This is a genomic window from Peteryoungia rhizophila (genome assembly GCF_004912145.1).
Classification (GTDB): domain Bacteria; phylum Pseudomonadota; class Alphaproteobacteria; order Rhizobiales; family Rhizobiaceae; genus Allorhizobium; species Allorhizobium rhizophilum.
This window is the reverse complement of record NZ_STGT01000002.1, coordinates 820,964-841,265: the sequence shown is the minus strand read 5'-3', so window position 1 is coordinate 841,265 and position 20,302 is coordinate 820,964. Positions and strand designations below refer to the sequence as shown.

The following is a 20,302-nucleotide window of genomic DNA, read 5'->3' as shown; positions in this document are numbered from 1 at the left end:
TGCCCTAGCGCGTGTAGCGGGTGAGATAGATGCCCGTCAGGATCAGCGCCACGCCCGCCGGCTGGCCCGGATGAAACTCGGCCGTGCCGCGCGCGAGGTCGATGATGAGCCCCGTGATCATCTGCCCGCCGATGATCAAGAGACCGGAGCGCGCTGCCCCGATCCGCGGAAAGACATAGGAACTGATGACGACGAAGCAGGCGCCGATCACGCCACCGACGAAATAGAAGGCCGGCACATCGGCGAGCAGCGGCAGGCCGACGCGGTGAAGTGTGAGGACATAGACGCTGAGCAGCAGGAAACCGATCCAGTGGTTCCAGGCGGATGCGGTAAAAGCCCCGCGATCCATGGTCAGCCGCCCGTTGATCGAGCGGCTCATGCCGACGGCGGCCCCGCCAATGAGCGCGATGAAGACTGCACCCAGCATTTCAGGCCCCCTTCGCGAAGATGAGCAGCGCGCTGCCGCCGATGACGCAAGCCGTCGCCAGGAAGTCGAAGCGGTTGAGCCTGCGTTCTGGCGTACCGAACAGGCCGAACTGGTCGGAGAAGAGGCCGAACAGGATCTGCCCGACGAGAAGCAGCGAGAGACCACCGGCCAGCGCCAGTTCGGAATTGACCGCGATGGAGCTCAGAGCCACCGCGAAGGCCCCCGGCGCACCGCCGAGATAGGACCAGAGCGGCGCCTTGCCGTGCTGAGGCAAGCGCCCTGCCCGACGCGCCACGACGCCATTGGCAAGCAACAGGAAAAACGCGGCGACTCCACCCACCCCATGCACCACCCAGGAGGCGGTGAACGGCGTCGTCAGCGCGGCAAGGCCACTGTTGATCGTGACCATGACTGCCAGCAGCGCGCCGGCGAGAACCGCCCAGATCCAGTCGATATGTCTCAGCATGTCACTCCTGCGGGCTGGTCGCCCAGATAGCACGCCATCGGATCAGCAATCCGAGGCTGAGCGATCGCATAGCCCTCACCGCGTTCCGCAGACAAGCCAATTCGAGGAATGAACCGATCAGCGCCATGAATGTCGTCAGGATGCAAAACGCGAAACGGGGCATCCCTGCCCCGTTTCAATCACCTGCCCGTTTCAGCGGGAACCGTCAGAATTCCGACCATTCGACAGCGACCGCGGTATTGCCCTTGAAGGCATTGGCGATCTTGCGGCCGAGCGCCCGCGCCGGTGAAGCCTGCGGCTGGCTGGTCGGCTGTGCCGATGCCACGCGCGGAGCGGCTGAGCGATAGGCCTCCTCGCCCAGCTGGAACTGGCCAAGCAGTGCCGTCAGCCCACTCGCCTGCTGCGCCAGCCCGTGGCAAGCGGCGGTCGACTGCTCGACCATGGCGGCATTCTTCTGCGTGCCCTGGTCCATCTGGTTCACCGCCGAATTGATCTCGGCGAGACCGGTGGACTGTTCGCGGGCCGAAGTCACGATCGCAGCCACGTTCTGGTTGATCTCCTGAACCTCGCGCACGATAGCCTGCAGGGCCTGTCCCGTCTCGCCCACCAGGGCGACACCATTGCGAACCTGGTCACCGGAGGCCGTGATGAGCCCCTTGATCTCCTTGGCCGCATTGGCCGAACGTTGCGCAAGTTCACGCACTTCCTGGGCAACGACCGCAAAGCCCTTGCCGGCATCTCCCGCCCGTGCGGCCTCGACACCTGCATTCAGCGCCAGCAGGTTCGTCTGGAAGGCGATCTCGTCGATCACGCCAATGATGTTGGAGATTTCAGCTGACGACTTCTCGATCGCCTGCATGGCATCGACTGCCCGGCGCACGACTTCGCCCGACCGTTCGGCACCAACCCGTGTCCGCGACACCAGCGCGCCCGCCTCTTCGGCCCTGACAGCACTGTCCTTGACGGCCGTGGTCACCTGTTCGAGGGCTGCCGCAGTCTCTTCGACGGAAGCCGCCTGTTGTTCGGTCCGCTTCGAGAGATCGTCTGCCGCCGCCAGCATTTCGCTCGCACCCGCATCGATCGCCCGGGCATTCTCCCCGACGGCACGCATGGCGTCGCGCAGCCGGTCGACGGAGTGGTTGAAATTGAGGCGCAGCGGATCGAGGTGAGCGGCAAAGGTCTCTTCGATTTCGACCACGAGGTCCCCGTCCGAAAGCTTCTGCAGCCCACCAGCCAGCCGGTCCACAGCGAACTGCACCTCGGCCGCCTCGCGAGCTCTCTGCTCTTCGCGCAGGAGACGTTCACTCTCGCTCAGCGAGCGATTGTCCTCGGCCTGGCGCTCCAGTGCCGCCCGTTCGATCGCGTTGTCGCGGAAGACCGAGACGGCAGAGGCCATATCGCCGATCTCGTCGGTGCGACCGGCAAAGGGGATCTCGGCTGCCGTGTCGCCATCCGCGAGCCTGCGCATGGATGCAGTGATCGCCGAAATCGGCCGCGCGATCCGCGTCACCGACACGATCGCGGCGCCAACAGCAATCGCGGCACCGAAGAGGAGCGCGATGCTCGACAGCTGCATCGCCATGGAAGACGAGAGCTTGGCCTCGTCGCCGACGGTCGCGATGACCTCGCGGTTGATGTTGATGATCTCTTGCAGGCTCTGCTCGATCGCATCGCCGATCGGCGCCATGGCCGCAATCGTGTCTTTTGCCTGATAGGTCTTCGAGGCGAGCGCCTGCTCGACGAAGCTCTGGCCCAGCGTTTCATATTCGGCGACCGCCGCTTTGAAGACATCGAACCGATCGCGCACTGCCGGCAGCGTTATCGTGGCGTCGAAGCGCGCGATCGAGGTGTTCAGGCCCTCCCGCATGGCGACGACGTTTTCGACCAGCGTCTTCTTTTCCGCCGAGGTGCCGGCGCTGAGGATCATCAGGTTGAGACGGCGCACTTCACCGACCTGACCGTCGAGATCGGCGATCATCAGCGAGCGATCCAGGCGTTCGCCGAAAGCGTCGATCTGACCGCTCATGGCGCTCACGGAGCGCAGGGCAATGGCGCCCTGGCTGAGCAGGACGATGACCATGAGGCCGAAAAGCATTGGCAGGAGAATTTTGATCTTGAGATTTTTCACGACTGAAATCCTGGATTGAAACGGGGCATGTCCGTCGGAAAAATCCCGACATGCCTCCATGCCGATCCGGCTTCTAACAAAGCCTTACGGTCGGAAGGGCAATTCTCGCGTGGTCCACAGCGCTGTGGAGAGATGTTTCAAACAAAAAAGAGGGGCATTGCTGCCCCTCTCCGTCACGTCGTCGATTGTTCGATGGTCAGAATTCCGACCACTCGGCAGCAACAGCCGTATTGCCCTTGAAGGCATTGGCGATCTTGCGGCCGAGCGCCCGGGCGGGCGACGGCTGCGGCTGGGCGGCCGATGTCGCCGGAGCCACGCGGTTCGATGCCTGATAGCCGCCCTCGTCCGTCTTGAACTGCTCCATCAGCTGCATCAGCATGCCCGCCTGTTGCGCCAGACCATGGCTTGCGGCCGTCGACTCCTCGACCATGGCCGCGTTCTTCTGCGTGCCCTGGTCCATCTGGTTGACCGCCATGTTGATTTCCTGGAGGCCCGTCGACTGTTCGCGGGTCGAGGTGACGATGGCGAGAACGTTCTGGTTGATCTCCTGCACTTCGCGCACGATGGTTTCGAGCGCCCTGCCGGTTTCATCGACCAGGCTGACGCCGTCGCGCACCTGTTCGCCGGATGTGGTGATCAGAGCCTTGATCTCCTTCGCCGCATTGGCCGAACGCTGCGCCAGTTCACGCACCTCCTGGGCAACGACGGCGAAGCCCTTGCCGGCTTCCCCGGCACGGGCCGCCTCGACACCTGCGTTCAGAGCGAGCAGGTTCGTCTGGAAGGCGATGTCGTCGATGACGCCGATGATGTTCGAGATTTCCGACGACGACTTCTCGATCTGCTGCATGGCGGCGACGGCGCGGCGAACGACCTCGCCGGAATGTTCCGCCCCTTCACGCGTCCGGCCGACCAGCTGTCCGGCCTCATCGGCACGAACAGCGCTGTCCTTCACCGCCGTCGTCACCTGCTCGAGTGCCGCTGCCGTCTCCTCGACAGACGCCGCCTGCTGTTCGGTGCGCTTCGACAGATCGTCGGCTGCCGCCAGCATCTCGTTGGCGCCCGCATCGATTGCACGGGCATTTTCGCTGACGGCGCGCATGGCGTCCTTCAGGCGCGAGACGGACTGGTTGAAGTTGAGGCGCAGCGGATCGAGGTGATCGGCGAAGCGTTCTTTGATCTGGATGACCAGATCGCCATCCGACAGACGCTGCAGGCCGGAGGCCAGCTGGTCGACGGCAAACTGCACTTCGGCCGCTTCGCGCGCCTTCTGCGCTTCGCGGGCCTGGCGCTCGGTTTCGCTCAGCGAACGGTTTTCTTCCGCCTGGCGCTCCAGCGCGGCACGCTCGATGGCGTTGTCGCGGAAGACGCTGACGGCCGCAGCCATTTCGCCGATTTCATCCTGGCGACCGGCAAACGGGATCTCGGTTTTCGTGTCGCCGGAAGCAAGGGTGCGCATCGAACCGGTAATCGCCGAGATCGGACGAACGATCCGCGCGAAGCTGAAGAAGGCGGCACCAGCTGCGATCAGCGCGCTGATCACAACGGCAATGATCGTGGTGTTGACCGCAGTCGTGGAGACATCGTCCGCTGCAACAACCGCCGCCTCGCTGAGCTCGACATTGGACTTGATCATCTCGTCCATGAGCTGGACAAGCGAGCGAGCGTTGGTCGCCATCTCGCCGGCGAACACGGCCTTCGCTGCGGCTTGGTCACCCGAACGCTTCAGTTCGATCATCTGTACGGCCAGGCGGTCGTATTCGGCGAGTGTCGCTTTCATGCTGTCGAAGCGGGCACGCGTCGCTGGCATCGTGATCATCGGCTCATAGGCGGCAAAGGCCGCATCACGCTCCGACAGCGCTGTCGTGGTTGCGGCGGTGATGCTTTCCAGCTCCTGGCCCGGCTCGGCGTTGACAAGCATGCCATAGTCGCGGCGAACCTCGGCAAAAGTCGCGTTCATGCGTGCGACCGCCAGCGTTCTCGGCAGGCGTTCGCGTCCGATGACGTCCACCTGTTCCTTCACGTTTCCGATGAAATTGATGGCTAGAATGCCCTGGCCGATGCCGAAGGTCAGCACCACGGCGAAAAGAAGTGGCAAGACGACTTTGATCTTGAGATTGGACATGGATGATCTCCGGGGAGGAAAAATACATTCCCAACCGGGCGTGGGAGGGTCGCCAGGTGCGAGGACAAGACATCGTCCGGATAGGTCGGGATGAAACTGTTTTAGAGAATCAATGATGAATAAATCGCTTAAATTGCAGAAACGAAAAGCGCTGCGACAAACCGCGCTCTGAGCGCGATAGTTTCCCCCAGAAAACCCGAAGGCGGCGGATCACTCCGCCGCCTCCTCCGATGCCTCGTCGAGCGCCTTGGCCTCTTCTTCAGCCCTGCGCTTCTTCTCCTGCTCTTCCGCTGGATCCGTCTGATCCGGCAGGAAGCCGCCGGACTGGCGGTTCCACAGGTCCGCATAAATGCCACCGGTCTGCACCAGCTGCTGATGCGTGCCTTCTTCGACGATCCGCCCCTTGTCGAGCACGATCAGCCGGTCCATCTGCGTCAGGGTCGACAGCCGGTGTGCGATCGCGATCACCGTCTTGTCCTCGATCAGCTTGAACAGGCTTTCCTGGATCGCCGCCTCGACTTCCGAATCGAGCGCCGAGGTCGCCTCGTCCAGGATCAGGATCGGCGCGTTCTTGAGGAAGACACGGGCGATCGCGATACGCTGCCGCTGTCCGCCGGACAGTTTCACGCCCCGCTCGCCCACATGCGCGTCGAGACCGCTGCGACCCTGCATGTCGGAGAGACCCTGGATAAACTCCCAGGCATTCGCCCGCTTGGCCGCCTCGATGACATCGGCATCCGTGGCATCCGGCCGACCATAGGCGATGTTGTCGCGGATCGACCGATGCAGGAGCGACGTATCCTGCGTGACGACACCGACCAATCCCCGCAGGCTGTCCTGGTTGACCGCAGAAATGTCCTGACCATCCACCAGGATCTTGCCCTTCTCGATATCATAGAAGCGCAAGAGCAGGTTCATCAGCGTCGTTTTGCCGGCACCTGAACGCCCGACCAGACCGACCTTCTCGCCCGCCTTGATGGTCAGCGAGAAGTCCTCGATCACGCCCTTCTCCTTGCCGTAGTGGAAGCGCACGCCGTCATAGACGATCTCGCCCTTCGGTGCTGCAAGCGACTTGGCGTCCGGCTTGTCGACGATGTCGTGCGGCTTGGTCATCATGCCCATGCCGTCATAGACTGTGCCGATGTTTTCAAAGAGGGCCGCGACCTCCCACATGATCCACTGCGACATGCCGTTGATACGCATCGACAGACCAATGGCGACCGCGATCGCACCGACCGTCACGCTGCCATTCAGCCAGAACCAGATGCCGAGTGCTGCAACGAAGAACTGTACGATCGCATTGTTGATGTCGACGCAGATGTTGAGCAGCGAGATCTGCCGCATCTGCCGGTGCACGGTGCCGAGGAAGGCATCCATACCCTCGCGCGCGAAAACCTCCTCGCGGCCGGCATGCGAGAACAGTTTCACAGTCGCGATGTTGGTGTAGCTGTCGACGATCCGGCCCGTCATCATCGAACGGGCATCCGCCTGCTCGCTGGAGGACTTGCGCAGCTTGGGGATGAAGTGGCGCAGGATCAGCGCATAGACCACCAGCCAGAGGACCAGCGGCACGCCGAGCCGCCAGTCGACCGACGCGACGAGCGCCAGCATCGAGACAAAGAAGGTCGTCGCATAGATGAAGACGTCGATGATCTTCATCACGCTTTCGCGGATGGACAGCGAGGTCTGCATCACCTTGGTCGAGACGCGGCCGGCAAACTCGTTGGCGAAGAAGGTCATCGAGTGACGCAGCAGGTAGCGGTGCATCTGCCAGCGGGCGATCATCGGGAAATTGCCGGCCAGCACCTGATGCATGGTGATGGTGTGCACGACGCCGATCAGCGGCAGACCGATCAGGAGCAGCGCCGCCATCCAGGCAAGCGTCCCGCCTTCAGTCTGCAGGAAGGTTGCGCGTTCGGCCGTCGACAGCCAGTCGACGATATTGCCGAGGAACTGGTAGAGAAACACTTCGGCGACCGCGATCAGCCCCGAGCAGAGGCCGAGCAGCACCAGCCACCATCCAGCCGGTTTCGTATAGTGCCAGCAAAACGCGACGAGGCCCTTGGGCGGCAGTGTCGGATCAGCGGCCGGATAGGGATTCAGGCGGTTTTCGAACCACGAGAACATGGAAAGTCTCCAGAAATGGCGCGCATACGACGCCGGACAATGGGCGACTCAGACACGCGAATAGTCAATGATTGAGGCCAGTTGCGGCCGCAGGATGATTCAGCTTGGGAAAATACGCAGGGTGTGACGCCCTCAGGCGGCAGCAGCCATAAATCGGGGCTGGCGCGAAATACCGAATAGATCCATCGATGGCCCTCCCTGGTGCGTGTGGAACAAGAGCCCTGTTCTATCGGGGGACGCCGAAATTGGCCAGCCGGCTTTTGCCGCGAACGAGACATTCCGCCGCAACTGTTGCACTCCGATCACAGCCACCCGGCACCCCGTCAATGCTGTGCTTGAGCGTCTTGCCAGGATCGCTTATCAACCCTCCCATGTCCAACCTCCGCATCGCCCTCTACCAGCCCGACATACCTGGCAATACCGGCACGATCCTCAGGCTCGCGGCCTGTCTCGGCCTGCAGGTCGACATCATCGAGCCCGCCGGCTTCGTCCTCTCCGACAAGAACTTGAAACGCGCTGGCATGGACTACCTCGCGAGCGTCGCCATGACCCGGCATGTCAACTGGGATCGCTTCGACGCCTGGCGCCTCTCCGAGGGGCGCCGCCTCGTCCTCGCCTCTACCAAGGCCGCCCTGCCCTACACCACCTTCGAATACTTGCCGAACGACATCCTCCTCTTCGGCCGCGAGAGCGCCGGAGTGCCCGATGACGTGCACGACCGGGCCGATCACCGCATCATTATCAAGATGGTCGAAGGCCAGCGCTCGATCAACGTCGCCATGTCGGCGGCGATGATCGCAGGAGAAGCGCTCCGCCAAACCGGTATCTGAGCCCGGATTTCCCCGAACAGACAGAAGTCAAGGCGCAGAGCTTCTGTCTCGACTAGGATGACTTGGTCGTGACGGCATAGGCACGTCCAGCGGCAATTGCTAATTCACCCGCAATGCGCTATGCTGCAATGCAGCAAAACGGGAGATGACGTCATGTTCGAGACAGCATTCGCCCTGGGTCTGACCCAGTTCGCCCGATCCTTGAGCTTCCCCGAGCGCGTCCGGCACCGCACCATGCGCAACGCAGCGCTTGAGCCCTGGCGGCTCCGCAATACCGGCATCGACGCCCTCTACTATGACGTCAAGGCGCTGACGTCAGACGAAACCTTTTACATCAGCGACAGCATCGCCTCCGAAGGCCTGATCATGATCGTCCCGCCGACCGGCGGTGGCATGCTCACCCTCTGCGACAGTGTCAACGAGTTCCGCCTGCGCGGGGGTAAGGACGTGCGCGCCATGGCCGTCGCCGGCATTGGTGGTTCGGCGATCGGGGCTGCTGCCTTTGCCCGCAACGTGGCAGACGCGATCGGCGCGCCCGTGGCCGCCGTCGTCTCGGGCTACGGCCTTGGCGACATCGTCAACGAAGCCATTGGCGGTGCCTTTCTCTTCGGCTGGCTCGGCCATATCCGCAGCAATCTCGAAGTGATCGACGACGTCGTCGGTCGTCCAAAGCTCGGCGCCTATGGCAAGCGTGACGAGGAGACCGACACCCACCGTCGAACCGGTCTCGACACCGATACGGTGGCCACCCTGCTCGCCGACCCCAGCCTATCCTTCACCCTCATCGCCGGCCATTCCCGCGGCAACCGCGTCATCGCCGATGCGCTCTATGCCCTGAAGGAGAGCGATCCGGGCCGCCTCGAAGCATTGACCCAGACCGCCCGCGTCGTCACCTTCGGCGGACGCATCAAGATGCCGGAAGCCTTCACCGAGGTGATCGATGTCGTCGGCGAACTCGACTGGTTCGGTGAAATGAACTCGCGCCCGCAAATTTCAGCCGACATCAAGGTGCCCTTCTGCGGCCACTCGACCAATACCGATCTGCCGACCGCTCTTGCGGTGACGAAGATCCTCGTCGAGATCCTGAACGCCGAGGCCCCCCTTGCCGAAAGCGCGCCGGCACAGGCCGAGGAAGCGCCGCTCTTGCAAGCCGCAACGAAAGCAGCGGCAGAACCAGCGGAGGTAGTCGAGGCCGTCGAAGAAGCAGCCCCGCCCGTCATCGAAGAGGAAGCCAGCCTCCCGCCGATGGTCGAACCCGAACCGGAGACACCTGTCGAGGTCGAAGCCGCGACACCGCCTCCCTCGGCCCAGGTCGACGAACCTCCGGCAGCGGTCGAAGTCACGCGCGCGGCAAAGGCCGAGCCATCGTCCCCAGGCGACAAACCCGCCCCATCAGGCCGGAAACCCGCGACACCGATCATGGTCCCGCTGCCGCGCAGCCGTGGCAAGCGGACCCGCCCGAAGACCTGACGATGCAAGGTAGTCAAAACGTCGAGGCCCGCGCGAAGCGGGCCTTTTCGATTCCGGATCAGTGTCTTGCGGTCAGATTTTCAACCACGCCGTCATCGAGACATTGGCCATGTTGAGGGGCGAGGACTGCAGCTGCTCCTGAACCCGCTCGGCCATCAGCCGCACGCCTTGCTCACTGAGTTCACTGTCGACCATTCGGCTCACGCCCAGTTCCGAAGCCCCCTGGATCGCCTGAATACCGAGGCCGCCACCGGTCACCTGGTTGCGGGTGGTGTTCACGTCCGCACTGGCACCGACCATGTCGATCAGCACCCGGTTGAGGGAGGAGATCATGCCGTCGATCTCGTCGCTGGTCGTGCGGCTGTCGAGCCGGATTTCACGCGCACCGGCTTCGACCGGCTCCCGCGAGCCGGCATCCATGAGGAAGTAATTGTAGGGCACACCGCCAAGCGTCGAGCCTGCATAGGCACGGGTCAGCGTCCCGTCCCGAGCGTCCTGCCGGGACACGAGCGTCGATCTTGCCGTGTCGAAATCGACCATGTTGATCGACAGGCTGCGATCCTCACCCGTGGTGACGGAGGCGATCAAAGACGCGACCTTCGGCCGCCCGCCGCTCTCCACCTTCAGCCAGTTGTCGCCATTGAACGCACTCTCGTCGATCGAAGCGCCGAGATCGGCTTTCATCTGGGAAATGTCGGCATTGATGCCTTCCCGATCGGCACCGACGGCCTTTGCGAGAACCAGCTTCTGCTGGATCCGCGCAACGATATCAGTCGCCTGCTCCAGGCCGAGTGCTGCCGTGTCGGTGACGGCAACCGCAATGTCATTGGCTTCCTGGACGCTGCCCATCGGCAGGCTGCCGGGGCGCATCGTGGTGGAGATCGACCAGTATGCGGCAGTGTCCGCCACCGTCTCGGGTGCCGGCGCTGCTACGGGTTGTCTCGTGGTCCTTTCGAGCGCAGACGCCGAGGCCCTCGCCATCGATGCCGGGTTGGCCAAGGACGGCGTCAGCCAATCTGAACTCATGAGGAAATCCTGTGTCGCATGTCATGTCGATCCCGCACCGGCATCATCCCGGCTGTGTATCGACTAGGTTAGCGGCAAGGCTTTGTGATTGGCTTTCGTGGAAGGTTAGAATTTTAGGGGATTGCCGCTTTCACCGTATCGAGCCATCCGACCATCAATCCGCCGACGGCAGCCGGCGCATGGTGAACTCGATCTGGTCCCCCTCGATCTGGCGCCAGCTCTCTACTTCGGTCCAGTAGGCGGCCTTCGGAAAGGTGTCGAACCATTCGCGGGCCTTGGCGCGGGCCTCTTCCCGGGTCAGGCAATAGGTCTCGCGCACGAAGTGCCCGCCCACGCGCCCGGCGGTACCGGCACGGTGGTCGGCAATGCGCTTTTTCAGACCATTGAAAGACGGCGGGCCGGGCATCTTCGTCATGAAACACCTCGCAGGCCTTCAGATTAATGCAGTCGAAACCGGAACGCGAGTCGATTTTCCGGGGACACGACGACCCCCATATGGTCGCCCGGGATTTCACCTGATATTCCTGTCACTCGAGAGAGTTGCCAAAGGGCATAGTGGGGGAAGACATGGAGCGACCGGTTCTCAAAAAGGGCCTGCCTGCCGATATCGAGGACAAGAAGCTGGCCGCCCGGGCATGGTTCGAAAGCCTGCGCGACGCCATCTGCGCATCCCTCGAGACCCTGGAGCAGGAAGTGACCGGCCCGATGGCGGACCGTGAACCCGGTCGTTTCCAGGCAAAGGACTGGCAGCGCGAGGAAGGCAAGGGCGGCGGCGGCCGCATGTCGATGATGTATGGCCGCGTCTTCGAAAAGGTCGGCGTGCACACCTCGACCGTGCATGGCGAATTCTCGCCCGAATTCCGCAAGCAGATGCCGGGTGCGGAAGAAGACCCCCGCTTCTGGGCCTCCGGCATTTCGCTCATCGCCCACCCGGTCAATCCACATGTGCCGACCGTGCACATGAACACCCGCATGGTCGTGACATCCAGCCAGTGGTTCGGCGGCGGTGCGGACCTGACCCCCGTGCTCGATCGCCGACGCACTGAGGACGATCCGGACACCCGCCTCTTCCACCGGGCGATGGAAGTCACCTGCGAGCGCCATCCCGCCGTCGCGGACTATGCCGCCTACAAGAAGTGGTGCGACGAATACTTCTTTCTGCCCCATCGCAACGAGGCCCGCGGCATAGGCGGCATCTTCTTCGACTGGCTCACGCCGGAGGAGGAGAAGGGTGGCTGGGACGCCAATTTCGCCTTCGTCCAGGATGTCGGCCGCGCCTTCAATCTCGTCTATCCGAAGATCGTGCGCGCCAATTTCAACAATCCCTGGACCGACGAGGATCGCGAGGAACAGCTCGTCCGCCGCGGCCGCTACGTGGAGTTCAATCTGCTCTACGACCGGGGCACGATCTTCGGCCTTAAGACCGGCGGCAATGTCGAATCGATCCTGTCTTCGCTACCTCCGCTCGTGCGCTACCCCTGATCGGGCGGGTTACCGCTGTCACGGTTATCCACACGCCAATTCACAGAAAAGAATGGCGGGACATTTCCACCGCTTACGCGATTGTGTGCGGGCAACTTGACAGTTTTCATTGCGCTCCCTCCGGCACGAGGCCATTCTGCGGCCTCACGCAGTATCGAGGAGGAGATTGCGATGACCCCATTCAGCTCAGTGTCTGCGTCCCGCGTCAGTGACCCCGCCGACCGCGCTATGGAAGCGCCCCAACTGATCGATCGTCTTGCAGAAGAGTTGCGTGCGTCGAGTGATGTTGATTTGCCCCATTCTTATTTCGTCGAGCAGGTACGTCTGGGCCTTGCCGGCCGCGACATGACCGATCGCGTTGCCGCCAACGATGTCGAAAGCGGCGCCCATCGTGGCAGCAAGACGCAGGCAAGGTCTGTGTTCCACGCCTGGGCCATGCCCGACTGATCAAACAGAATCCACCGCGTCGAAAATGACTTGCCCGCACCCCGTGCGGGCATTTTTTTTGCGCGACCTTATGAAACAAAACACGGGCCTCAGCCATTACGCCTCTTTGAGGCGACTATGGAGGAGTGATCATGAAACGCTTCGAATGCGGAACTCTGGTTCCTGGCTGTGATTGGCACACCCGTGCCGAGGAGGAGGCCGAAGTCACAAGGCGCGCGGTCGAGCATATGCGGGCCACCCATGGCGAGGACGTCATCCGACCGTCGATGGTGGACCACATCAAGGAACGCATCCGCGACGAGCAGCCGAATCCGGCCTGACGGCGTGGTCGCGGAAGAAAGTCAGGTGTTGACCAGCGTCTCGAGCCGCGCGAGCAGATCCTCACGACTGAGATTGAACTGGGAGGCGATCCAGCCTTCTTCGAGCTTGCCGAGGATTTCACCCACCTTGGGACCGGCCGGAAGGCCGGCCTCAAGCACGTCACTGCCCTTGATCGGCAGGATCGGCCGCACGAAGCCTTCTGCCCTCTTCAGCAGCGCGAACAGCCGGGCGCTGCGGGCCATGGCTTTCACATCTACCTCCGCCCGGGCGCGGGCAGACGCCAACTCCAGCTTCAGCACCGAGATCACGCCGTCCTTGCCGAAGCGATAGAGATCGCGGTCGAAGGCGACGTCCGTCACCGTGTCCTGCGGCTTCGGCGCCCGGGCAAAGCGGTCGAGCGCCAGTGCCTCGGCATTGGAAAGCTTCAGCCGCTCCGACAGTGCCACCAGCCGTGCCGCATCCTTAGGCACCATGGCGCAGAGCCTCAAGAGCGCATCCGGCTCCCAGCCGAGCGCCTGTTCGGCCGCGATCAGGCCGGGGATCGCGTCGATCCCCCATTTCTCTGTCTCCGGCAGGATTTCGGTCAGCACGCCCGACTGCCGCATCCAGAGCAGAGCCCTTCCCGGATCGCGCGCGGACAAGAGCTTTTTCACTTCGCTCCAAACCCGTTCTGCCGAAAGCGTCTTCAGTTGGGCCCGCGCCCGAGCGCAGGCCTTTAACCCGTCCGTATCCGGACGTCCGCTGCCATAATGCGCAAAGAACCGGAAGAAGCGGAGCACGCGCAGATAATCCTCGGCGATCCGCTGTTCGGCATCGCCGATGAAGCGCACCGTCTTTGTCTCGATATCCTTCAATCCCCCGACAAGATCGACCACCTCGCCATCGACGCCGACATAAAGCCCGTTGATGGTAAGGTCCCGCCGGTCAGCGTCCTCCTGCCAGGTCGCGCCAAACGCGACTTGCGCATGCCGCCCGTTCGTCTCGACGTCACGCCTCAGCGTCGTCACCTCATAGCCCTTGCCGCCGATAACAAGCGTCACTGTGCCATGCTCGATGCCTGTCGGCACGGCCTTGATGCCCGCGGCCGCCGCCCGTCCGCTGACCTCTTCCGGCAGAAGCGTCGTTGCGAGATCGATATCGCCAACGGCAAGCCCCATCAGGCTGTTGCGCACCGCGCCGCCGACCACCCGCGTCTCCGCACCGCCGCTGTTGAGCAGGCCCATCAGCGTCTGCAATCCCGGCTCCTGAAACCAGTCGCGATCGGCAAGATTGGTCATGCATAGAGCCTTTCATAGAGCGTGCGGATGATCCCGGCCGTAATGCCCCAGATATACCGTTCCCGATAGGGCATCACGTAGAAATGCCGGACAGCCCCCTGCCACATCCGGCTGTCCTGCCGATGATTGGCCGGGTTCATCAGAAAGGAAAGCGGCACCTCGAAGACGCTGTCCACCTCGTCAGGATTGAGCGTCAGGACAAACCCCGGCTGGACGACACCCAGCACCGGCTGAATGCGAAATCCCGTGCCCGACAGATATTGCGGCAACCGCCCGACCGTCTCGACGAAGCGCCGGTCGAGCCCGATCTCCTCTTCCGCCTCGCGCAGCGCCGCCTCTTCAGGCGATGCATCGTCGTCGTCGATTCCGCCACCGGGAAAGGCTATCTGGCCGGCATGCTTGCGCAGCTTGCTGGTGCGTTGTGTGAGAATGATGCGCGCGTCATCGACATCGTCGATCACCCCGATCAGGACCGCCGCATCCTTCAGCCTCAGCTGCTCGATCTGCAAAATGCTGTCGCGGTTCAGCACATGGTCGCCATGGTCGCGCCAGGCATGTTCGAGCGGCGCTCCCACCTGTTCCAGCGCCCGGCGACGGAAATCCTCGGCGGTAAACGTCATCAGGCTCATCGCGACAGTCGATCGAGTTCGTCGGCAGGCATGACGGGGAAGACGACGCCGCGCGATCGGATGACGAACATCGCCCGCCCCTCGACATCGAGAACCTCGCCGAGTGCGACGAGATCATACATCACGGCACGTGACACCAGTGCCTCCAGCCGTCCGCGGACGAAAAGATAGGGCTTGAGCTCGTGGCTCTCGCCGGTGACCTCGAAACGCAGCTTGTGCTCAGGCCCCGCCTCGACCACATCGCCGACATTGGTGCGAAAGGTTAGCACCGTTTCACCCGCTTCTTCCGTCACACTCATCTCGACGGCGATGAAATGCGCATCCTCGACCCGGATCCCGACCTTTTCCACAGGCGTGACGAGATAGGTCTTCCCGTCCTCGTCCTTGCGCAATACGGTCGAAAACAGGCGCACCAGAGGCTCCCGGCCGATCGGCGTCCCCATGTAGAACCAGGTCCCGTCGGCCCGGATTTCCATGTCGAGATCCCCGCAGAATGGCGGTTCCCATCGCTCCACCGGGGGTAGTGTCGGCTTTCCGCCCGATGTTTGCGCTGACGCGCGCGAAATCAGCGCGGCGAGCCCCGCCGCATCTGTCGTCGCCTTCAGGGTATCGCGTGCCATCTTTGAGTCCCGGTTTTGTCTTTAGCTTATAACAGTCACGAGATAGTCATTCGAAACGTCCTTGTCAGCCGTCCTCTGGCCAATAAGTTAGTTTCAGTAACATGCACCTTCGCGCGTCCGTTCGATTCGCCGGACCCGGCCAAACCAATTGGAGCAGACCATGGGCATGATGCCAAATCCTGATGTTGCACTGGATGAGAAGGCGATCGTCGAACAGGCTGAAAAGGCCCTCGCCGATATCGCCGTGATCCGCCAGGAAGTGGCCAAGGTCATCTTCGGTCAGGAAAAGGTGGTCGAGAACACCCTGCTCGCCATCCTCTCCGGCGGCCATGCGCTCCTTGTCGGTGTGCCGGGCCTCGCCAAGACCAAGCTCGTGACGACGCTGGGCACAGTTCTCGGCCTCGACGCCAACCGGATCCAGTTCACGCCGGACCTCATGCCGTCTGACATCCTCGGCACCGAAGTCATGGACCAGGACGAGACCGGTCGCCGCTCCTTCCGCTTCGTCAAGGGTCCCGTCTTCGCCCAGCTGTTGATGGCCGACGAGATCAACCGCGCGAGCCCGCGCACCCAGTCGGCCCTCCTGCAGTCGATGCAGGAGTATCACGTCACCATCGCCGGCCAGCCCTACCAGCTGCCCGCCCCCTTCCACGTGCTCGCGACGCAGAACCCACTGGAGCAGGAAGGTACCTATCCGCTGCCCGAAGCCCAGCTCGACCGCTTCCTTCTGCAGGTCGACGTTCTCTATCCGGAACTCGCCGCCGAACGGCAGATCCTGCTTGAGACGACCGGCGTCAACGACCGGCGCGCAAGTGCGGTGATCACAAGCGAGCGCCTGCTGGAAATCCAGAAACTGATCCGCCAGATGCCGGTCTCCGACACGGTGGTCGACGCGATCCTGACGCTGGTCCGCTCCGCCCGTCCCGGCCATGGCAATTCTTCAACCGACAGACACGTTGCCTGGGGTCCTGGCCCCCGCGCCGGCCAGGCCCTGATGCTGTGTGCCCGCGCCCGTGCGCTCTATGAAGGCCGCCTCGCCCCCTCGATCGACGATGTCTATGCACTCGCCGAGCCGGTTCTGGAACACCGCATGGCGCTGACTTTCCCGGCCCGCGCCGAGGGCATGACCGTTCGCGACGTCATCGCGAGCCTCGTTTCCGACCTGCGCAAGTAACGGAGGCCTTATCCGCGTGGCATCGATCGGCCAGATCGTCGAGCAGACAGCCGGAAGCGAAGTGCTGAACCGCGCCCGCCAGCGCGCCGTGCTCGTTCCCGACTGCATGGTGGAAGCCCGCCGCATCGCCAATACCGTGATCGCCGGCTGGCATGGCCGCCGCAAGCGCGGCATCGGCGAGAACTTCTGGCAGTTTCGCCCCTATGCCGATGGCGAAAGCTATGCCCGCATCGACTGGCGCCGCTCCGCCCGCGATGACCACATGTATATCCGGGACCGCGAATGGGAAGCGGCCCACACCGTCTGGCTCTGGGCCGACATGTCACCCTCGATGATGTACAAGTCGACGCTGGGGTCCGTCTCGAAGGAAAGCCGCGCGCTCGTGCTGATGTTGGCACTCGCCGAAATCCTCGCCCGCTCAGGGGAACGCATCGGTTGCCCCGGCATCATGGAGCCTGTTTCCGCCCGCAATGCCGCCGAACGGCTGGCAACCGCCATCATGCATGCGCCCATCACCGAGGGCCTGCCCGACACCCGCATGATCCGGGGATCGAGCGACATCGTGCTGATCGGCGATTTTCTCGATGATGCCGACCGGGTGATGGAGCGCATCACGCCGCTCGCCCGCCGAGGCCTGCGGGGTCATGTGGTCGAGGTCGCTGATCCCGCAGAAGAAACCTTCCCCTATACCGGCCGCACCGAGTTCACCGACCCTGAGACCGGCGAGAAGCTCACCTCCGGTCGCGCCGAAACGCTGCGCGAAGACTACCAGCAGGCCTATCTCGCCCGGCGTGCCACGATGTCGGATCAGCTCCGCCGCATGGGCTGGAGCTTCACCCACAACCGCACCGATCGCCTCGCCTCCGAGGCCCTCGTCGCCGTTCACATGCACCTGTCGGGCATGCCGCCCGCGGTCAATAGGAGCGCGGGCTGATGTTCGGTATCCCCTTGGCCTTCGGCGCCCCCGCCATTCTCGGTGCCCTCGCAGCTCTGCCGCTGATCTGGTGGTTGCTGAAGCTCACCCCGCCACGCCCGAAGGCGGAAGTCTTCCCGCCGCTCAAGATCCTGGCCGGCGTGTTGAAGCGTGAGGAAACGCCATCGAAAAGCCCGTGGTGGCTGACGCTCCTGCGCATGCTGATGGCCGCGATCGTCATCTTCGCGCTCGCCGATCCCGTGCTCAATCCGCGCAATGCCACCCTCTCCGGCGATGGCCCGCTGCTGCTCGTCGTTGACAATGGCTGGGCAACCGTCGGCGACTGGGAACGCCGGGTCGAGACTGCGACCGCCCTGATCGGCGATGCCGCCGACCGCAGCCTGCCCGTCTCGATCGTCTTCACGGCAGATGCCACGCATGACGCGATCCCTGGAACTGGCGCCGTCGCGCTCGAAAAGCTCGCAGCCGCCACCCCGCGCCCACTTCGTCCCGATCGGGCCAGAACCATCGAAGCCCTGCGCACCACTTTTTCATCGGAACGCCCCGGCACGCTGACCTATGTCTCCGACGGAATTGCCCGTGACGCCGAAGACCCTTTCCTGACGGACCTCGCCAGTCTCTCGCCTGCCGAATTCCGCATAGTCGAAGGCGATGGTGCTGCAAGTGTTGCCATCACCGGCGCCAATAACGGCTCGGATGCGCTCACCGTCACCCTCTCGCGCCTCAATGCCTCCGAACCTCGCAGCCTCATCGTCGATGCCCAGGACCGCCAGGGTCGCGTCATCGCCTCCGGTCAGGTCGACTTCGCAGCAGGCACCCGTGAAGCCTCCGGCGAGATCGCTGCCCCCTTCGAGCTGCGCAATGATTTCGCCCGCCTGTCGATATCAGGCATCGGCTCGGCCGGCGCCACGCACCTGCTCGATGATGGCTTCCGTCGCCGCAAGGTCGCCCTCGTCTCCGGCGACAGCGGTGACGGCTTCCAGCCGCTGCTGTCGCCGCTCTACTATATCGAACGCGCGCTTGGCCCCTATGCCGACGTGGTCAAACCCGGTCAGACCGACCTTGCTGTCGCCATTCCTGAGATCCTCAACCAGAATCCGTCCGCCCTCGTGCTCGCCGATGTCGGCCGCCTGCCCGCCGATGTCTATGATCCGCTCCAGGCCTGGATCAACCGCGGCGGCACGCTGATCCGCTTTGCCGGCCCCCGTCTTGCCGCCGCCCCCTCAGACGATCCGCTGGTGCCCGTCATCCTGCGTCAGGGCGAACGCGCGCTTGGCGGCGCCCTCTCCTGGGCTGAGCCGCAGCCGCTTGCCGATTTCCCCAGTTTCGGGCCCTTCGCCGGCATGCCGCGCGCCGAAGGCATCCTCGTCAAGCGCCAGGTTCTCGCCGAACCGACGCCGGACCTCGCCGCCCGCACCTGGGCGAGCCTTGCCGACGGTACACCGCTCGTGACCGTCGAGGACAACGGCGCCGGCCGCATCGTGCTCTTCCATGTCAGCGCCGAAGCCACTTGGTCCGACCTGCCGATATCAGGCACCTTCGTCGAAATGCTCCGCCGAATCGTCCAGCTCACCCGCGTCGGTGCTGCCGAGGCAGAAGGCAGCCAATCGACCGCCCCCTCGCTCCCACCCTTCCGCCTTCTCAACGAGCGTGGTGCCCTGACGACAGAAACCGGCACTGCAAAGCCGCTCCCGCTCGGCGCGGACCGTCCGGAAGCCGCCACCTTCGACAACCCGCCTGGCCTTTACGGCACCGAGGACGGCTTTACTGCCTTGAACCTCCTGCCATCAGAGACGACGCTCCGCCCGCTACCATCTCCAACAGGCCTCACCGTGACCAGAGACCCCATGGCCGGCACCGCCGCGACACCGATGAAGCCCGGTCTGCTGACGCTCGCCTTCCTGCTCCTCGTCGTCGACAGCCTGATCGTGCTCTTCATGGGCGGCGCCTTCTCCCGCATGCCGAAGCGTGCGCCGGCCGCCGCCGCCACAATCCTGGCACTGGCTCTCGCCCTCGGCGTCTTCACCGCTCCGGGTCAAGCGCTTGCCCAGTCGGCCGATGCCAAGCCCGGCGACGAACAGATCCTCGAACGCCTCGATAACACGCATCTCGCCTATGTCATCACCGGCGAGCAGGATGTCGACCGTATCTCCGAACAGGGTCTCGCCGGCCTCACCGACTTCCTCACCTACCGCACGACGCTCGAGCCAGAGCCGCCTGTTGGCGTCGACATCTCGCAAGACGAGCTTTCCTTCTACCCGATCATCTTCTGGCCGATCTCGGCCTCCGCCCCCATGCCGTCGGCGGCCGCCATCAGCCGTATCGACGCTTACATGCGCGCCGGCGGCACCGTGCTCTTCGACACGCGCGACCAGGGCTCGATGCTCGGCAATGACGCAAGCTCCTCACCCAATGGCGAACGCCTGCAGGCGATCCTCGCCAATATCGACATTCCGCCGCTGGAGCCTGTTCCCTCCGACCACGTGCTGACCCGCGCTTTCTACCTGCTGCAGGGTTTTCCGGGCCGATACAGCGGCAGCCCGCTCTGGGTCGAATCCCGTCAGGAAGCCCAGTCGAGCAACAGCGCGGTTGCCTCTTCCGGCGATGGCGTGACGCCGATCATGATCACCGGCAACGACCTTCTGGGCGCCTGGGCGATCGATGCGAATGGCGCAAGCGTGCTGCCGGTCGTGCCCGCCGACGAAATGCAGCGTGAAATGTCTTTCCGCTCCGGCGTCAACATCATGATGTATATGCTGACCGGCAACTACAAGGCAGACCAGGTCCATGTGCCTGCCCTGCTCGAACGACTGGGGCAGTGA

The 20,302-nt window shown here is 63.5% G+C and carries 18 protein-coding genes; 8 read left to right on the top strand and 10 right to left on the bottom strand.

The genetic code is table 11. The annotated features are described in order from the left end of the window. Nucleotides 1-4 precede the first annotated feature (4 nt). The 5 genes from E9677_RS09910 to E9677_RS09890 all read right to left on the bottom strand — a co-directional run bounded on the left by E9677_RS09910 (nucleotide 5) and on the right by E9677_RS09890 (nucleotide 7,270). On the bottom strand, nucleotides 5-427 hold the full coding sequence (locus E9677_RS09910; RefSeq protein ID WP_136557921.1) for a DMT family transporter: 423 nt from the start codon (nucleotides 425-427) through the stop codon (nucleotides 5-7). Between the two features lies 1 nt (nucleotide 428). After that, entirely contained in the window at nucleotides 429-893 is a 465-nt protein-coding gene (locus E9677_RS09905; protein WP_136557920.1) for a DMT family transporter, read from the bottom strand. A 205-nt stretch (nucleotides 894-1,098) separates the two neighbouring features. Then, nucleotides 1,099-3,021 carry a methyl-accepting chemotaxis protein gene (locus E9677_RS09900; RefSeq protein WP_136557919.1) on the bottom strand — a complete coding sequence of 641 codons (1,923 nt, stop codon included), beginning with the start codon at nucleotides 3,019-3,021 and terminating at the stop codon, nucleotides 1,099-1,101. Between the two features lie 196 nt (nucleotides 3,022-3,217). Further along, complete coding sequence (locus tag E9677_RS09895) at nucleotides 3,218-5,143, bottom strand: HAMP domain-containing methyl-accepting chemotaxis protein (protein ID WP_136557918.1); 1,926 nt, start codon at nucleotides 5,141-5,143, stop codon at nucleotides 3,218-3,220. 210 nt (nucleotides 5,144-5,353) lie between these two features. Then, nucleotides 5,354-7,270, bottom strand: a complete 1,917-nt coding sequence (locus tag E9677_RS09890) for an ABC transporter ATP-binding protein (protein WP_136557917.1) — start codon at nucleotides 7,268-7,270, stop codon at nucleotides 5,354-5,356. A gap of 371 nt (nucleotides 7,271-7,641) precedes the next feature. Here E9677_RS09890 and E9677_RS09885 point away from each other — a divergent pair, with 371 nt between their 5' ends. Together E9677_RS09885 and E9677_RS09880 are read left to right on the top strand one after the other, a co-directional pair. Then, complete coding sequence (locus E9677_RS09885) at nucleotides 7,642-8,100, top strand: tRNA (cytidine(34)-2'-O)-methyltransferase (RefSeq protein ID WP_136557916.1); 459 nt, start codon at nucleotides 7,642-7,644, stop codon at nucleotides 8,098-8,100. Nucleotides 8,101-8,253: 153 nt separating this feature from the next. Continuing rightward, nucleotides 8,254-9,570, top strand: a complete 1,317-nt coding sequence (locus E9677_RS09880) for a cell envelope biogenesis protein OmpA (protein ID WP_136557915.1) — start codon at nucleotides 8,254-8,256, stop codon at nucleotides 9,568-9,570. Nucleotides 9,571-9,642: 72 nt separating this feature from the next. Here the strand turns inward: E9677_RS09880 and E9677_RS09875 are convergent, their stop codons facing one another. Then, nucleotides 9,643-10,596 (bottom strand): flagellin N-terminal helical domain-containing protein, encoded by a 954-nt coding sequence (locus tag E9677_RS09875; protein ID WP_136557914.1) that lies wholly within the window; start codon nucleotides 10,594-10,596, stop codon nucleotides 9,643-9,645. Nucleotides 10,597-10,750: 154 nt separating this feature from the next. Further along, on the bottom strand, nucleotides 10,751-11,011 hold the full coding sequence (locus E9677_RS09870; RefSeq protein ID WP_136557913.1) for a hypothetical protein: 261 nt from the start codon (nucleotides 11,009-11,011) through the stop codon (nucleotides 10,751-10,753). Nucleotides 11,012-11,163: 152 nt separating this feature from the next. Here E9677_RS09870 and hemF point away from each other — a divergent pair, with 152 nt between their 5' ends. The 3 genes from hemF to E9677_RS09855 all read left to right on the top strand — a co-directional run bounded on the left by hemF (nucleotide 11,164) and on the right by E9677_RS09855 (nucleotide 12,845). Further along, nucleotides 11,164-12,078 carry an oxygen-dependent coproporphyrinogen oxidase gene (hemF, locus tag E9677_RS09865; RefSeq protein WP_136557912.1) on the top strand — a complete coding sequence of 305 codons (915 nt, stop codon included), beginning with the start codon at nucleotides 11,164-11,166 and terminating at the stop codon, nucleotides 12,076-12,078. Between the two features lie 171 nt (nucleotides 12,079-12,249). Next, nucleotides 12,250-12,525, top strand: coding sequence for a hypothetical protein (locus E9677_RS09860; RefSeq protein WP_136557911.1), 276 nt, complete (start codon nucleotides 12,250-12,252; stop codon nucleotides 12,523-12,525). 131 nt (nucleotides 12,526-12,656) lie between these two features. Further along, nucleotides 12,657-12,845 carry a DUF1059 domain-containing protein gene (locus E9677_RS09855; protein ID WP_136557910.1) on the top strand — a complete coding sequence of 63 codons (189 nt, stop codon included), beginning with the start codon at nucleotides 12,657-12,659 and terminating at the stop codon, nucleotides 12,843-12,845. Between the two features lie 21 nt (nucleotides 12,846-12,866). Here E9677_RS09855 and E9677_RS09850 read toward each other — a convergent pair whose 3' ends face one another. The 3 genes from E9677_RS09850 to E9677_RS09840 are packed head-to-tail and all read right to left on the bottom strand — an operon-like array spanning nucleotide 12,867 to nucleotide 15,372. Then, on the bottom strand, nucleotides 12,867-14,123 hold the full coding sequence (locus E9677_RS09850) for a CCA tRNA nucleotidyltransferase (protein WP_136557909.1): 1,257 nt from the start codon (nucleotides 14,121-14,123) through the stop codon (nucleotides 12,867-12,869). Continuing rightward, on the bottom strand, nucleotides 14,120-14,752 hold the full coding sequence (locus E9677_RS09845) for a CoA pyrophosphatase (protein WP_136557908.1): 633 nt from the start codon (nucleotides 14,750-14,752) through the stop codon (nucleotides 14,120-14,122). Before E9677_RS09845 ends, E9677_RS09850 begins: the two co-directional genes overlap by 4 nt. Beyond that, nucleotides 14,749-15,372 carry a DUF1285 domain-containing protein gene (locus E9677_RS09840; protein WP_136557907.1) on the bottom strand — a complete coding sequence of 208 codons (624 nt, stop codon included), beginning with the start codon at nucleotides 15,370-15,372 and terminating at the stop codon, nucleotides 14,749-14,751. Before E9677_RS09840 ends, E9677_RS09845 begins: the two co-directional genes overlap by 4 nt. 160 nt (nucleotides 15,373-15,532) lie before the next feature. Here E9677_RS09840 and E9677_RS09835 point away from each other — a divergent pair, with 160 nt between their 5' ends. From E9677_RS09835 to E9677_RS09825, 3 genes are read left to right on the top strand one after another with little or no spacing between them, the layout of a single operon-like run. Beyond that, nucleotides 15,533-16,546, top strand: a complete 1,014-nt coding sequence (locus E9677_RS09835) for an AAA family ATPase (protein ID WP_136557906.1) — start codon at nucleotides 15,533-15,535, stop codon at nucleotides 16,544-16,546. Nucleotides 16,547-16,562: 16 nt separating this feature from the next. Then, nucleotides 16,563-17,480, top strand: coding sequence for a DUF58 domain-containing protein (locus tag E9677_RS09830; protein ID WP_136557905.1), 918 nt, complete (start codon nucleotides 16,563-16,565; stop codon nucleotides 17,478-17,480). Then, complete coding sequence (locus E9677_RS09825; protein WP_136557904.1) at nucleotides 17,480-20,302, top strand: DUF4159 domain-containing protein; 2,823 nt, start codon at nucleotides 17,480-17,482, stop codon at nucleotides 20,300-20,302. Before E9677_RS09830 ends, E9677_RS09825 begins: the two co-directional genes overlap by 1 nt.